Raw genomic sequence first — 14,004 nt, 5'->3', positions numbered from 1 at the left:
GTCAAACAGAGCTTTGCAGCCATTGTTTGAGGCCCTCACAAATGCATTTGAAGTTTTACAGCAAAATGTGGAAGCTCCAGCTAAAATCAAACTCAATCTATACTACACTTCTTCCCTAATTGAAGAAGAAAAGACTTTTGAATCTATGTTGCTTAGCGACAATGGCGAAGGCTTTACAGAAGAAAACTACCTTCGTTTTCAGCGCTATAAAGACAACCGAAAAGGCCCCAAAAATAAAGGGTCTGGCCGTATACAGTATATTCATTTTTTCAATAAGGTATTTATAGACAGCCAATACCTTCTTGCAGGTCAATTAAATAGACGGCAATTAGAAATGTCTAAATCAAAACCATTTCTAGATGCTCATGCTATTTTGGCAGAATTACCCCAAAAAGAGGTAATCAGCTCAAAAGGAACCTATAGTGCGATACACTTTCAAGAGTTACTAGATGAAAAAGAGCAGGCCTTTTATAACAAGCTCACTATAGAAGAACTAGTCAAAGAAATTATATTACACTACCTCGACTATTTCTGTACACAAAAAGAGCAACTTCCCAATATTCATATCTGTTTCTACTTAGATGATGCCGTCTATCAAGAAAAAGTAATTAGTTCAGAAGATATTCCCACAGAGGACCAGCTATTTAAATTTGAAATTCCATTTAAAGGACTAAAAAATGGAATTTGGAAAAACTTAGATAAGCTAGCAGCCTTCAATGTAAAAGGGTTCAAAGTAGGCAAAGATATTCTAAGTCAGAATGCAATCAAACTCACCTCCAAGTCAGAGTTAATTGATAGCTTAAAGCTTAAATTCAGACATCTTAAGGAATCCGAAACGATCCAAGGACAACGCTATTTATTTCTACTTTCTTCCGATTACTTAGACCTAAGAGACTCTGATACTCGAGGGCTTTTATCTATTCCAGAAAGCCTAGAAGAATTAGAAAAAAGACAGGATTTGTTTCAACAGGAGGAAATTATTCTCTCTGATTTAGAAGATAAAATAAACCAAGAGATAGAGGCCCACTATCCAGAAATAGAACAACTTAACAAAGCTCACGAACAAGGGTTAGAGGAACTAAAGTCTATGTTTTTATTGAGCTCAGAGACTATTGCCAACTCTGGCCTCCGACTCCAAGATTCTGAAGAGAAAATACTAGAAAAAAGTTATGTTTTTGATGCCCGAAAAGTAGCTAAGGCAGATGCTTTACTAAAAAAACAACTCGATCAACTTAAAAAATTAGACCCTAGCTCTTCCTCTTATCAAGAAGAACTAGCTACACTATCCAAAACGCTAGTAAAGCAATTACCACTGCAAAACCGCGCAGCACTTAGCCAATATGTCGCCAGACGTAAACTAGTCCTTGACCTCTTTGCTAAAATTCTTGAGAAAGAACTAGAAGTACAAACAACTAAAGAGCGAAATATAGATGAAAAACTTTTGCACAACTTGCTCTTCCAACAAAGCTCTAAGCAGCCTGAAATCAGTGACCTTTGGATTCTACAAGAAGATTTTATTTACTTCTCTGGCCTATCAGAATTTACACTAGGTAATATCACAATCAATGGGGTCAAATTGCTCAAAGAAGAACTGAGCGAAGACGAACAAAGATACCGACAGTCAGTCCAAGAAGATCGCTATAAAAAACGTACAGATATTTTACTCTTTCCCCAAGAAGGAAAATGTATTATTATTGAACTCAAAAACCCTAATGTCAACCCAGCCACACAACTCAATCAAATTAGCCGATATGCCGCACTTATTCATAATCTAGCTAAAGAGGAGTTTAATTTCACTACTTTTTATGGCTATCTAATTGGTGAACAAATAGACCCTTGGGATGTACAAGACCATGATAGTGCTTTTCTAGAAGATCCACATTTTGATTTTCTATATCGACCCGCTAAACCTATTTCTAGCAGGCCGTTCAATCCTAGACCTCCTGCAAGTTTATATACTGAAGTAATTAAGTATTCTACAGTGCTAAAAAGAGCCCAACTACGAAACCAAATCTTTATAGAAAAACTATTGGGCCATACCCCCTAACAAAAAAAGCCCAGCGCTATGCGCTGGGCTTTTTTTATCTCTCCTCTGTCTTGTCCTGATATACTGATACAACAAAATCAGAAGATAGATGGAAAATAAAGAAGGTCAGTATGTTAAGCGGACACAAAAAGATTATACCTTAGCTTTTAAGCTCCAAGTTGTGTCGGAAGTAGAAAATGGAGAGATTGGCTTAAAGGCCGCTCAACGCAAGTATGGGATACAAGGAGACAGAACAATTCGGACATGGATCGAGAAACATGGCCAATATGATAAAAGCTATAAATTAAGAAGTATGAAGAAGAGTCCAGAACAAGAATTGATGGCGTTGCGTCAGCAATTGAAGCTTTTAGAGAAGAAAAATCGTCGCTTGGAAAAGGAGCTAAATCAGGCAGATAAGAAGGCCTTGTTTTTTGATATGATGATAGATATAGCGGAAGAAGAATTTGAAATTCCAATCAGAAAAAAGTCTTTACCCGAACAGTTGATAAATTCCAAAAAGAAGAAAAAATAAGCTTAAGTAGCTTATGTCGATTGGTCGGGATAAATCGTCAAAAGTATTATAGATCGAAGGCAAAAGTTAGATCTAATCAGGGTTTGGCAGAAAAAGTAGTTGCCTTAGTTCAAGAAGTACGGAACAAAATGCCTCGCTTAGGCGGCCGCAAATTGTATCATTTACTTCAAGCTGAGTTGAAGGCTCTAGGAGTAGGCCGAGATAAATTTTTTACTATTTTGCGGGCCAATAATCTGCTGGTTCGACCTCGAAAGAACTATCATACAACGACAAATTCCTTCCACCACTACAGAAAACATAAGAACAAAATAGCTGATTTGAAAATTTATCGACCAGAGCAAGTCTGGGTTTCAGATATTACTTACATTGGAACGAGAGAAAATCCGATGTATTTAGCCTTGGTCACAGACGCTTATTCTAAGCAAATAATGGGTTATGATGTCTCTAACAGCTTAAGCAGCATTGGCTCTATTCGAGCCTTGAAACAGGCTGCAAAGCGTCGTCAATATCCTAATGAAGAGCTGATTCATCATTCTGACCGGGGCATTCAATACTGCTCAAATGATTATCAGCAACTGCTCAAAAAACTAGGCATAAGTTGTTCTATGACAGAGTCTTACGATCCTTATGCAAATGCCGTAGCAGAGCGAATAAATGGAATATTAAAGCAAGAGTTTATTGCAGATTTTTTCCATTTAGGGCTAGATGCGATGAAGAAAATAGTGGCTCAAAGTATTGATATTTACAACCAAGCGCGACCACATTGGTCTTGTCAATTTATGCCGCCTGCTGAAATGCACCAACAACAAGAGCTCGAATATAAGAGCTATAAAAAGAAAACAACTCTAGCCCAAGATCATCTTAAGCCAGAGTTGTTAAATTGACAACAAGTTATTTCCGTAAGATTTTTTGACCTTTTTGAAGGAGGTCAAAATCTTCCAGAATAACTTTTTACCCGTATTTAATCAGAATTTTATTGCTTTAAATTCTGTATCAGTTTTTCAGGACGGGACACTCCCTCCCCTACTCTATTCTTTCAATTTCATATTGAGGACCAACTCTTTTTTGCCTCTTTTTACCTTCACTCGAACGGTGTCGCCGGGGTCACGGCTGCCCACTTTCTCTTGCAACTCATTAACCGAACGAACGTTTTGCTCATTGATGCCCACAATGACATCTCCCTTTTTAATGCCAGCATCCTTGGCCGCTCCCCCATCAATTAGCTCAGAAACAAAAACGCCCTGACTCACAAACAGGCCCTCTTGCTTGGCAAAATCACTGTCCACATCCATAATCATCACGCCCAAATAAGCGCGGTGCACCTCTCCATACTCCATCAAATCACCCACCACTTTTTTCACTAGATTGATGGGCACAGCAAATGAATAACCCGCATAGGTCCCCGTAGGCGTAGCAATGGCCGTATTGATGCCCACCAACTCTCCTTTAGCATTAACCAAAGCACCACCGCTGTTTCCAGGATTTACCGCCGCATCGGTCTGTATAAATGACTCGATGCTCGCTTTGCGATTGCCCAAAATGTTGATATTTCTGCCCTTGGCCGAAACAATACCCGCCGTTACCGTAAAATTCAAATCAAAGGGATTGCCCACAGCCAATACCCACTCCCCAATTTTGGTCTCATCAGAGTTAGAGAGCTCTACACTAGGCAAATTGGACGCCTTGATTTTTAGCACCGCCAAATCAGTAGATGGATCGGTCCCCACTAATTCCGCCTTATATTTTCGCTTATCATAAAGGGTCACTTCTATTTCTGTGGCCCCCTCAATCACATGATTATTCGTGACAATATAGCCCTGCTTACCAATAATTACCCCCGAACCCGTCGATTGATTATCCCGAGGCTGACCAAAAAGCTCCATATAGACCTCCTCTCTCCGAGAACGAGGCTTAAATCGACTAATAGAAGTGACATTGACCACCGCCGGCATGACCTTTTCGGCTGCTGCAGAAAAATCAATAGGCGCCCGAGCGCCCCCCATATTATGGGCCAATTGCCCCAGCTCTTCTTGGGCCTTCGGAAGCTGTTCTTTGGGGCCTTCTTTGGGCAACTGGGCCACCGTTTCGGTCTTAATTTCTACAGCCTGAACCGAGGATCTGGCCGGTAAGAGATAACTGGCGCCAAGGACCAATAGTCCACCCGCCAAACCAGAAAATAAATGCGAAAGATTGGGCTTCATAGCTAGTTGTTTTTCTCGTTTTTCAATTCTTTTCAACGCCCTATTAAACGGCCCGTTTTTTTTAGGGGTTGCTCTTTCCTCCCAACTTAACGTCTTTTTAATTTTTTTAGGGTTTTATTTTGGGGCCCGCGGCCAAGCTAGGCAAAGCCTAGCTTGGCCGCCGCTATGCTGCGGGGCTCGCTATTCGCTCGGCCCTGCGCTGCCGAAGGCAGCTGGGTCTGCGGCTGCGCCGCACCCACTCCGCAGCGCTGGGCCAAGGACCGCCCGGGCAAAGGAGCTTGGGCCAAAGCAAAAAGGGAGAAAATAAGGCAATTGGCTTATTTCCCTACTGAGGACAGCTAAGAGAATTGTTGTAGGGAGATAGGCCATAAAGCAGAACGGCTATTTTTAAGCCCCCCCAGCGCATTTGCTGAAAAAAAAATGCTCTTTTAGGATCCCTCAGCCCATTTGCTGCAAAAATATATAGGCATTACAACTGCATCGGACCATTTGCTGGAAAAAAAATGCTCTTTTAGAATCCCTCAGCCCATTCGCTGCAAAAAGATATAGGCATTGCAACTGCATTGGAGCATTCGCTGGAAAAATGTATACCTCATGCAGCCCTTTAAGCTTATTGCTTGTTTTCGGAACTGGGCAAAGGGAGTGTTTTGCTGCTATTTTTGAGGAGGGAGGGCAACAAAAGGGCCCAGCCAGCCAAGGGATTCCTTAAGGAATCCCATAAAGGGGTGGGTGGGCGGGGATATATTAACGCATGAGGAGCGAAGCGACGAATACCGCTTTATGGGTTTTGCAGGCGGCAAAGCCGCCGCAGGCTGAGGGATGGATAGTAGTGGCCCGAAGGGCCAGACCGAGGCGCTTGCGCCGATGGGCCGAGCAGACCTGCGAGCTACGGCACAGCCCGACCCGCCCGCAGGGCGGGGCAGCCCCATAAAAAAAAGCAAGCCATAATTAGCTTGCTTTAAAATCTTCTATTTGCAGTTGTTCTTGACAGAGCAGCAGATCCTCATCTACATTAGAGGCAATAATACAGAGTCTATTGGGAAGGCCATAGCGTTCGAGCAGGTCTTGAAACCAGGCCACGGCTTTTCGGTCTAGCGTAATACTGGGTTCATCGAGTAAGAGCAGTGGGCTTTCGCTTAGGAGGGCCAGACTTAGCTTGAGGCGTTGTTTCATCCCTGAAGAAAAGAACTGAATCGGTTTATTTTTGGCTGACTTAGGCAGGCCAGAGAGCTCAAAAAGATCTTGGGGAGAAATGCCTGGCAGCAGGGGTTTAAACTGTCGATGAAAATCAATGGCCTCCATCAGGCTCAGCTCCTCGATCAGTTGCACATAAGGGCCGAGATAATTGCAATATTGAAAAACGTTCTCTCTATCTAGTGGCTTGCCATGATAAGTATAGACCAATTGGCCGGCAGAGGGAGAAAGAAAGCCCGAAAGGCATTGGAGCAGCGTAGACTTTCCGGCCCCATTATGTCCACGAATAGCATAGGCGGTATTGGCCTCAAAAGTATAATTGAGGCCCTTAAAAATCCATTCGTATCGGTAGCGTTTAGCTAAATCTTGGAGATCAATGGAGAGCATAGGCTAAGCATTTGAGCGCAGGCCCTTAACAATTCCGATTTCAGATCCTTCTACAAACTGAAGAATCTGTTCTCTTTCGGTAGAGCTAGTCAAAGCAGTGATACTGCTTAAGGCATCGGCTCGGCTTTGCTTAATTACAAAAAGCTGATGATAAATTTCCTGAATACTTTCGATAGTCTCTACGCTAAAGCCTCTTCGTTTCAGGCCAATCACATTTACCCCAATATAAGAGGCGGGATAATGGGCCACCCGGACAAAAGGAGGTACATCTTTATTGAGCAGCACTCCACCGCCGAGCATAGCATGTGCGCCAATTCGGGTAAACTGATGCACAGCAGACATGCCACCAAGGATGACATAATCTTCTAGCTCTACATGCCCGGCCAAGGTACTATTATTGGCCAGCACACAATGGTTACCGACAATACAATCGTGGGCAATATGCACATAAGCCATCAGCAGGCAATTGCTGCCCACCACAGTTTTCTCATTAGCTGCTGTACCACGGTTGAGCGTACAATACTCTCGGATAATGGTATTATCGCCTACTTCTAGGGTAGAGTATTCGCCTTTAAATTTAAGATCTTGGGGGGCCGCGCCAATAATTGCGCCGGGAAAAATCTGGCAATTTTGGCCAATGCGGCTACCAGACATAATCACGGCATTGGGGCCAATTTGGGTACCATCACCAATAACGACATCCTCTTCGATGGTAACGAAAGGACTAATTTTTACGTTTTTGCCAATTTTGGCTTTTGGACTGACGGCAGCTAGTGGATGATGATTCACGATTACTTACGCTTAATAATTTGAGCTAATAATTCGGCTTCGGCCACTAGTTTATCACCAACATAGGCCTTAGCTTGCATTTCGACCAAGCCCCTTCTAATTGGGCGCATCAGGTCTAGACGGAAGATGAGCGTATCTCCAGGGACTACAGGCCGGCGAAAGCGGGCCTTATCAATTTTGAGGAAATAAGTGTCGTAAGAGAGGGGGTTCTCGATAGCCTCCATGACTAAAATTCCGCCAGTTTGGGCCATGGCTTCAATTTGGAGCACACCAGGCATAATGGGGTGGCCAGGAAAGTGTCCAACAAAAAAAGGCTCATTAAAGGTCACGTTCTTTACCGCCACCACATGCTGGGGAGAAAGATCAATGATTTTATCAATGAGCAAAAAGGGATAACGATGTTGCAGTTTCCCAAAAATATCTTCAACAGTATAGATGGCTTCCTGTTTGGGGTCATAGACAGGAATGTTCTTCGTTTTGCGTTCTTTGATGGCCAATTGGCGAAGTGCTAGGGCCATTTTGTTATTAACGCCATGTCCGGGTTTATGGGCCACAATTCGTCCCACAATATCAAAACCCAAGAGCGCCAAATCGCCCATAAGGTCAAGCAATTTGTGGCGGGCGGCCTCATTGTTATAGCGGAGACTTTGGCCAGGCAGCAAGCCCGTAGTTTGCACATCAATAGTTTGCTGATATTGTTGTTCTAGGGCCTCCTTTTGTTTGGCAGTAGGGAGTTGCTCTACAAAAACGAGGGCCGAATCGGGCTGTCCGCCCTTGGCTAAACCATGCTGCAAAAGCGCAGAGAGCTCATGCAAAAAAACAAAAGTACGAGCGGGCGCAATGGCTTCTTCAAAGCTTTCTTGGCTGGCTTTAAAGCGGCTAAACTGAGCGGGTAAAACGGCAGACTGAAAATCTACGGTCACCATCACCTCTAGTTCCTCGGCAGGGTAAATACTAATTTCGCTTTCGCCTAGTTTCACCGAAATAGGCTCCTGAATTTTAAGCAAAGGCTTTTCTGCAGCCTGTTCCTCTAGGCCAACGGCCTTAAAGGCCTCTATAAAAGGCTGGGCACTACCGTCTAAAATAGGGAGTTCGGCAGCATTAATTTCTACCAAAGCATTATCAATACCCAAAGCATAAAAAGCAGCCATCAGATGCTCTACAGTAGCTACATAAGCGGTTTCATCTCCAATTACCGTATGGCGATCAGTTTTGAAAACATTGGCGGCATCAGCCTTAATGACAGGGGCTTCGGGCAAATCCATACGTTGAAACTGAATACCATGGCCAGCCTCGGCTGCCAAGATCTTAAGTTCAACATCTATCCCTGAATGTAAGCCTTTTCCAACTATTGTTACCGCCTGCTTTAGGCACTGCTGTTTTCTCATGCTTTGCTAAGTTGCTAGTCTCTTTAATACCGCAGCATTTGCGGTTGCTTTTCAACCCACAAAGATACATTTATTTATTGGCCTTCCTAATTCTGTTTAAAAATCTTGAAGCCGAGTACTGATGCCAAAATGATGTACGGTCCCGGCTAAATGATAGTTGGCCAGCCCATAATCAAAGCGAAACTTATAGAGTTTGAAGCCAATACCTGCCGAGAATCCTGCCAAAGAACGCAAGTTTTCTATGCTCATCTCTCTTTGGCGCAAATGGTCGTAGCCCAAACGCAAACGGAGGCTAGGCCCTAGCAAAAACTCTAGATTAAAGTTCAAATGTCGGAAAAAATTATCTACGCTATCGCCAAAATCGTTGTTCTGCGGTTCTTCCGTGCCCAATAAGCTATTTTCCTGGACCAATGCGGGGTCCTCATAGCGAATATCCCAACGGTCCAAATGATGCGCCACCACCGAAATCCGCAAAGGCAAATACTTGAGCTGCTGACTAATCCCCAATTGCATATCAAAGGGCAGGGCATATTTTTCCTGATCCGGATGATAGCTTTTGAGCTGCTGGCCAATGTTCTTCAAAACAAAGCCCATACTGAAACGCTTGGCCGTATCCTGGTAAATCATGCCCAAATTAGCCGCCCAACCTCTAGATGAATAGGCCTCATATCTAGAGAAAATCCCCTTAACTTGTAGCCCAAAGCTCCACTTATCACTAGCCTGATAACTCGCCCCTAAACCCAAAGCCAACTCCGAGGCCGAAAAACTGCCCGTAGCCTGCCCCACTTCATCATAGCCCTCAAACTGACCATAACTCACATGCTCTATGCTCCCCATCAAACTCAGTTTTTTGGGCGCAATATGATAGGCATAAGCCACGGTTCCATGCGTAATACCCGAAATATGAGCATTCTGCTGTAAGGATACAGTGTTGTGGTTCTCTGCATTCAAAGCAGCCGGATTGAGAAAGGACAAGCTCAGGTCCTTGTCTCGTACAGAGGGCAAACGCCCGCCCAAAGCCGTTGCCCTAGCCGATGGCGAAAACTCTAAAAACTCATAGACATAGCGCCCACCTTCTACCTGAGCTTGCAAGCCCGAAAAGGCCAAACATAGGCCCAAAAAAATCAATACCTTATTCTTCATCTTTTGCTGTTTTACGCTCCCAAATGGTTTCACAACTGCCCGCCGAACAAGATTGTTTGCGCAACAACTGCCCCTCCGCATCATATTGCTTAATGAGGCCATCCATATTCGGCCCTTTCAAAAAATGCCCCTCTTCCTTTATTTTTCCATCTTGATAGTATAAGGTATAGGCCCCATGTTCTACACTACCACTAAACTCAACGATTTCCTTTAACTTTCCGTTGGGATAATAGGTCTTCAACGGCCCTTCTATATCACCGTTAATATACTCGCCCTCTTGCTTGAGCTGCCCATTGCTGTGCCAATACTGAAACTTCCCCTCATAACGATCTTTTACCGTATAAGCCAAACTTTCTAGCTGCCCATTGGGGTAATAGGTCTTTACCGCCCCATCCAATTTCCCTTTTTTATAATGCATAATTAAAGCAATCCCCCCCGACTCATGAAAGCCTTTGTAGCGCCCCTCTATTTCTCCCGTTTTCTTATGCTGCCGATAACGACTGATTTTTCTTCCCTCCGCATCTCGCTCTACCACTTTCTTCAATTGACAGCTACCCAAAGAAACGAGCAGCAATAGCATCCAAATCCATTTCATAAAACTGTTTTCCTATAAAAGTACGCTTTATTCTTTCCGCTACAGGTTTTCCCTCTTTTTTTATTCTAAGGGCTATTTTTTTGGGGCTGCCCCGCCCTGCAGGCGGGTCGGGCTGTCTCGCAGCTCGCAGGTCTGCTCGGCCCTGCGCGGCTTTCAGCCGCTAGGTCTGCCGCCTGCGGCGGCCCTGCTGCCCATCCCTCAGCCAGTCGCTGCGCTCCTCGGCGGGCGCTGCGCGCCCTTCCTCATTGGACCAAAACACAAAAAGCCCAACCTAATTAAAGATTGAGCTTTGAAGTATAGACACAAAAAAAGCAGCTCCTATAAAAGAAACTGCTCGATCGTGAGAATCCTGAGCAGAAGACGAGATTCGAACTCGCGACCCTAACCTTGGCAAGGTTATGCTCTACCAGCTGAGCTACTTCTGCTTGTTGTGTGGACACAAAGATAAGGCGCTTTTTTTAAACTCCAAACTTTTTTTGTCCTTTTTTTGGTGCCCGGAGCGGGGCTCGAACCCGCACTGACATTACTGTCAACAGGATTTTAAGTCCTGCGTGTCTACCGATTTCACCATCCGGGCAAAAGAACTTCTTGTTCATCCAAAAAAAAAGAAGCTCTTGCGAACTTCTCTTGGAGCAGAAGACGAGATTCGAACTCGCGACCCTAACCTTGGCAAGGTTATGCTCTACCAGCTGAGCTACTTCTGCTTATCAAATATTTAACAACTCTCTTCCGAACTGCTTTGCAAATATAAGGCAGCTTTTTGGTTCTTGCAAACTTTTTGGCAAAAAAAACAAACAAAAAAATAACCTCATTTTATAAGTTTTTGTTTTTCAATGGCTTTTAAGCATAAAAAATGCTCCAATCTGCGTTTTGCAGGGCCGTCAGGCCCGCAGGCCTAGCGATGCGGCGGGGTGGCCGAAGGCCAGACCGAGCTTTTTTGAGCAAAGCGAAAAAAGCGAAGGGCCGAGCAGACCTGCGAGCCCCAAAGCGTAGCGCCCGCAGCTTGCTGCGGGAGGCCCCAAAAGAAAAAGGCCTTCTCCCCTATTTTGGGAAGAAGACCTTTTGGTATTAAATCATTGCGCTAAGCCTATTGCTTGATAAAGCTTTGGCTGCTAGATTGTCCGTTGCGGATGATATTGAGGTGGTATACACCGGCCTCTAGTTGGCTCAAGTTGAGTTCTTGGCGATTACCTTGCAAGTTGTCTAGGCGAATCATCAACTGGCCCAAATTGTTGTATACTTGGATAGCATCAACGGCCTCGGCCTCTACGAATAGACGGTCTTGGGCGGGATTGGGATAGATGCGAACAGGCGCTTGAGTGCTCAAGTTCAGGCTAGAAATAGGCGTAATGCTAGAGTTGCAAGCTAGCAACTGATAGCCTTCATCATGCGGAATGCTGGGGTCATACTGTCCACCAAAGCCATATACTTTGAATGCGCCAGTAGGAGCGGGTTGTGTGAAAAGATCTACATCATTATCGATATAGAGATCAAAAGTATCGGTACCATTGGTAGCTTCAACGGCAAAGCCAAAGCCAGTGCCGGTTGTCCATTGAGCGGGATCAACCAAAGTCAAGTTATTGATTTCGATCAATTTGTTTTCGGTAGCTTCAGAAAGAGCAGTTACCTCTAGGGGGCTCAACGTGGCATTGCCAGCACTTACAAAATCGATGCTATCGGCCAATAGCTGCAACAAACCGTTGTAGTTATTGATTCGGCCAAATACACGGATAGAGTCGCCAGCATTTACGGTGTAGTTGTTAATATCTACAGGTGCATAGACGCGGATACCGTTAGTAGAAGCCGTTTCGATTAGGGCAAAGTCTAGGCCGTTGCTAGAGCGGAAATCGGCGCAGTAGACTAGGCCACGAAGCTCAACGCTATCGCCTTCATAGGCGGGAACATTGCCAGGAAGAAGAAGTCCATCAATTTGATCGATAGTAGAGTAAACATAAACACCAGGAGAAGCGCAGGCTGTATTGGCAGCGCCGGGAGTAGCATAAAGAATATCGCCTAGGCCAGTAGTACCGGCATTGTTGGTAGCATAGCACCAGTTGGCGGCATCGTTATTATCTGTATTTACATCAGAAAGTTGGATAGCGACATTATCGTCGCGTAGGGGCCAAGGTGCATTGTCGTTATAGTTAACAATATCAACAGTATCGCCAGCAATAGTATAGAAAACGATATCTTCCCCAGCATTGCTCAATGCGCCAGAGGTCCATTGGTTAGCGGTTACGCCAGTTACGGCCTGTAGGGCCACAGAATCCAAAGTGATCAGCCAGTAAGCACCAGCGGCAAGAGTAGTTCCGTTAGGCACAGTATAAGTAACGCCATCAAAGTAGAAGCCACTCAAGTCGGCAGTAGCAGCACCATTATTATACAACTCGATAAACTCGATGGTATCGGTTCCTACTTGGTCGTACAAGATTTCTGTAATCACAACATCAGGAACAGGAACGGCGGCAATATCGCTAGCGTTGATGTTCACTGTATAGCTGTTGTTTGTACCAATGACTGCGCCGTTAGTTGCGTTGCCCAACTCAAAAATGATGGTTTCCAAAACTTCTTGGTCGGCATCATCTACGATATCAATCGTGAAGCTTTGGTTAGTTGTGCTATTGGCAGGAAAAGTAACGGTTGTGGGGCTGCTAAAGTTGGTATAATCAGCAGCAATAGCCGTAGAAGAAGCGCCAATGCTCACCTCTACTGTAGTAGCCGTAGCGTTAGGGTTCTGAATCGTCAAATCAATTGTTACCGTACCTACGTTTTCGTCTACATAAGTTTGTGTTCCAACAAAGCCTACGGTCAAGGTCGTATTGACTACACAATTGGTTGTATTTACAGCGCCGGGGCTAGCAAAAAGAGCCGTTCCGCCTACGGTAAGTCCGGTATTGGTCGAATCTACCGTCCAGTTTGCGGGATCGGCATTATCTGTAGTGGCATCGCAAAGGGCCAAAGAGTGACCAGGGCCATCAGCGGCAGTAGGCCAGCTACCGGCATCATTATAAGTAACAGAATCCATAAGAACTCCAGCACCATCGACCAAAACGATGGCTTCTCCGCCATTGCTCAAACCACCAGAAGCCCATTCACGGCCAGCAGCTTGGCCATAAGTGTTTTGAAAAGCGGCCGCGTTTACGGTCCAAACAAAGTAGCCTCCAGCAGGAATCACGGTAGAAACATCTACAGAGTCCGCTACACCGGCAGTAAAATGCCAGCCCTGAATATCTACAGCAGCAGTGCCCGCATTGTAGAGCTCAATAAATTCTGTGGAGTCGGCCCCACTTTCTGGGGGATTGTACATAATCTCATTGATGACAATCTGCGCCTGCGCGGCGGCTACTGTCAAGAAGACTGCAAGAATAGCTAGGGATAGTTTTTTCATGCCCGTTTTTTGTTTTGTGGATAAAGATTTAACTCAATATAGGGCTTTCACTTTCTTTGAAAAATGCCTACAAACAAGGGCCTACTAGTGATTAAAAGAGTTGTGCAAAAGAAGCCTAAAAACACAAATATTAAACTACAAAAACACAGGAACACCAAATTTACTTTGGGTTAATTTTATGTAAACTAAGTTAATATTTTATGTACTTCTATTTTGGGGCTGCCCCTTCCGCAGGGTTGAAACCCAGCGCAAAGCGGTATCGCTTTGCGAAGCAATACAAAATGAGGGTGGAAACCCTCATGAATTATCGGGCGGGTCGGGCTGTATCGCAGCTCGCTCTTCGCTCGGCCCTGCGCCGCCT

8 protein-coding genes, 3 tRNA genes and 1 pseudogene are annotated in these 14,004 nt (G+C 44.7%); 2 read left to right on the top strand and 10 right to left on the bottom strand.

The genetic code is table 11. The features are described from left to right. Positions 1 to 13 precede the first annotated feature (13 nt). Positions 14 to 2,047 (top strand): ATP-binding protein, encoded by a 2,034-nt coding sequence (locus SAPGRDRAFT_RS10560; protein ID WP_156001898.1) that lies wholly within the window; start codon positions 14 to 16, stop codon positions 2,045 to 2,047. 88 nt (positions 2,048 to 2,135) lie between these two features. After that, positions 2,136 to 3,442, top strand: a pseudogene (locus tag SAPGRDRAFT_RS10550) (IS3 family transposase). A gap of 144 nt (positions 3,443 to 3,586) precedes the next feature. On the opposite strand, the gene SAPGRDRAFT_RS10545 reads toward SAPGRDRAFT_RS10550, so the two are convergent. The 10 genes from SAPGRDRAFT_RS10545 to SAPGRDRAFT_RS10495 all read right to left on the bottom strand — a co-directional run bounded on the left by SAPGRDRAFT_RS10545 (position 3,587) and on the right by SAPGRDRAFT_RS10495 (position 13,643). Then, on the bottom strand, positions 3,587 to 4,759 hold the full coding sequence (locus SAPGRDRAFT_RS10545) for a S1C family serine protease (protein WP_002659254.1): 1,173 nt from the start codon (positions 4,757 to 4,759) through the stop codon (positions 3,587 to 3,589). Between the two features lie 948 nt (positions 4,760 to 5,707). Beyond that, on the bottom strand, positions 5,708 to 6,340 hold the full coding sequence (locus SAPGRDRAFT_RS10540) for an ABC transporter ATP-binding protein (RefSeq protein ID WP_002659253.1): 633 nt from the start codon (positions 6,338 to 6,340) through the stop codon (positions 5,708 to 5,710). Positions 6,341 to 6,343: 3 nt separating this feature from the next. After that, on the bottom strand, positions 6,344 to 7,129 hold the full coding sequence (gene lpxA, locus SAPGRDRAFT_RS10535) for an acyl-ACP--UDP-N-acetylglucosamine O-acyltransferase (RefSeq protein ID WP_002659252.1): 786 nt from the start codon (positions 7,127 to 7,129) through the stop codon (positions 6,344 to 6,346). 2 nt (positions 7,130 to 7,131) lie between these two features. Next, on the bottom strand, positions 7,132 to 8,517 hold the full coding sequence (locus SAPGRDRAFT_RS10530) for a bifunctional UDP-3-O-[3-hydroxymyristoyl] N-acetylglucosamine deacetylase/3-hydroxyacyl-ACP dehydratase (protein WP_002659251.1): 1,386 nt from the start codon (positions 8,515 to 8,517) through the stop codon (positions 7,132 to 7,134). A gap of 96 nt (positions 8,518 to 8,613) precedes the next feature. Then, positions 8,614 to 9,660 (bottom strand): type IX secretion system protein PorQ, encoded by a 1,047-nt coding sequence (gene porQ / locus SAPGRDRAFT_RS10525; protein ID WP_002659250.1) that lies wholly within the window; start codon positions 9,658 to 9,660, stop codon positions 8,614 to 8,616. Further along, positions 9,650 to 10,255 carry a toxin-antitoxin system YwqK family antitoxin gene (locus SAPGRDRAFT_RS10520; protein WP_002659249.1) on the bottom strand — a complete coding sequence of 202 codons (606 nt, stop codon included), beginning with the start codon at positions 10,253 to 10,255 and terminating at the stop codon, positions 9,650 to 9,652. The genes porQ and SAPGRDRAFT_RS10520 overlap by 11 nt, the downstream gene beginning before the upstream one ends. A 352-nt stretch (positions 10,256 to 10,607) precedes the next feature. Beyond that, positions 10,608 to 10,680: transfer RNA gene (locus tag SAPGRDRAFT_RS10515), tRNA-Gly, on the bottom strand. A 63-nt stretch (positions 10,681 to 10,743) separates the two neighbouring features. After that, positions 10,744 to 10,832, bottom strand: a tRNA-Leu gene (locus SAPGRDRAFT_RS10510). A gap of 51 nt (positions 10,833 to 10,883) precedes the next feature. After that, positions 10,884 to 10,959 (bottom strand) — tRNA-Gly (locus tag SAPGRDRAFT_RS10505). Positions 10,960 to 11,342: 383 nt separating this feature from the next. Then, positions 11,343 to 13,643: a lamin tail domain-containing protein gene (locus SAPGRDRAFT_RS10495; protein WP_002659248.1), complete on the bottom strand. Its 2,301-nt coding sequence runs from the start codon at positions 13,641 to 13,643 to the stop codon at positions 11,343 to 11,345. Positions 13,644 to 14,004 lie beyond the last annotated feature (361 nt).

It is taken from the genome of Saprospira grandis DSM 2844, from assembly GCF_000275825.1.
Classification (GTDB): domain Bacteria; phylum Bacteroidota; class Bacteroidia; order Chitinophagales; family Saprospiraceae; genus Saprospira; species Saprospira grandis_A.
The sequence above is the reverse complement of the archived record's forward strand: the minus strand, read 5'-3'. Positions and strand labels throughout refer to the sequence as shown.

Bases quoted from the DNA above. Each gene is read 5' to 3' on its own strand.
- SAPGRDRAFT_RS10545 (WP_002659254.1), bottom strand. From the start codon at position 4,759: ATGAAGCCCAATCTTTCGCATTTATTTTCTGGTTTGGCGGGTGGACTA.
- SAPGRDRAFT_RS10540 (WP_002659253.1), bottom strand. From the start codon at position 6,340: ATGCTCTCCATTGATCTCCAAGATTTAGCTAAACGCTACCGATACGAA.
- SAPGRDRAFT_RS10530 (WP_002659251.1), bottom strand. From the start codon at position 8,517: ATGAGAAAACAGCAGTGCCTAAAGCAGGCGGTAACAATAGTTGGAAAA.
- porQ (WP_002659250.1), bottom strand. From the start codon at position 9,660: ATGAAGAATAAGGTATTGATTTTTTTGGGCCTATGTTTGGCCTTTTCG.
- SAPGRDRAFT_RS10520 (WP_002659249.1), bottom strand. From the start codon at position 10,255: ATGAAATGGATTTGGATGCTATTGCTGCTCGTTTCTTTGGGTAGCTGT.
- SAPGRDRAFT_RS10495 (WP_002659248.1), bottom strand. From the start codon at position 13,643: ATGAAAAAACTATCCCTAGCTATTCTTGCAGTCTTCTTGACAGTAGCC.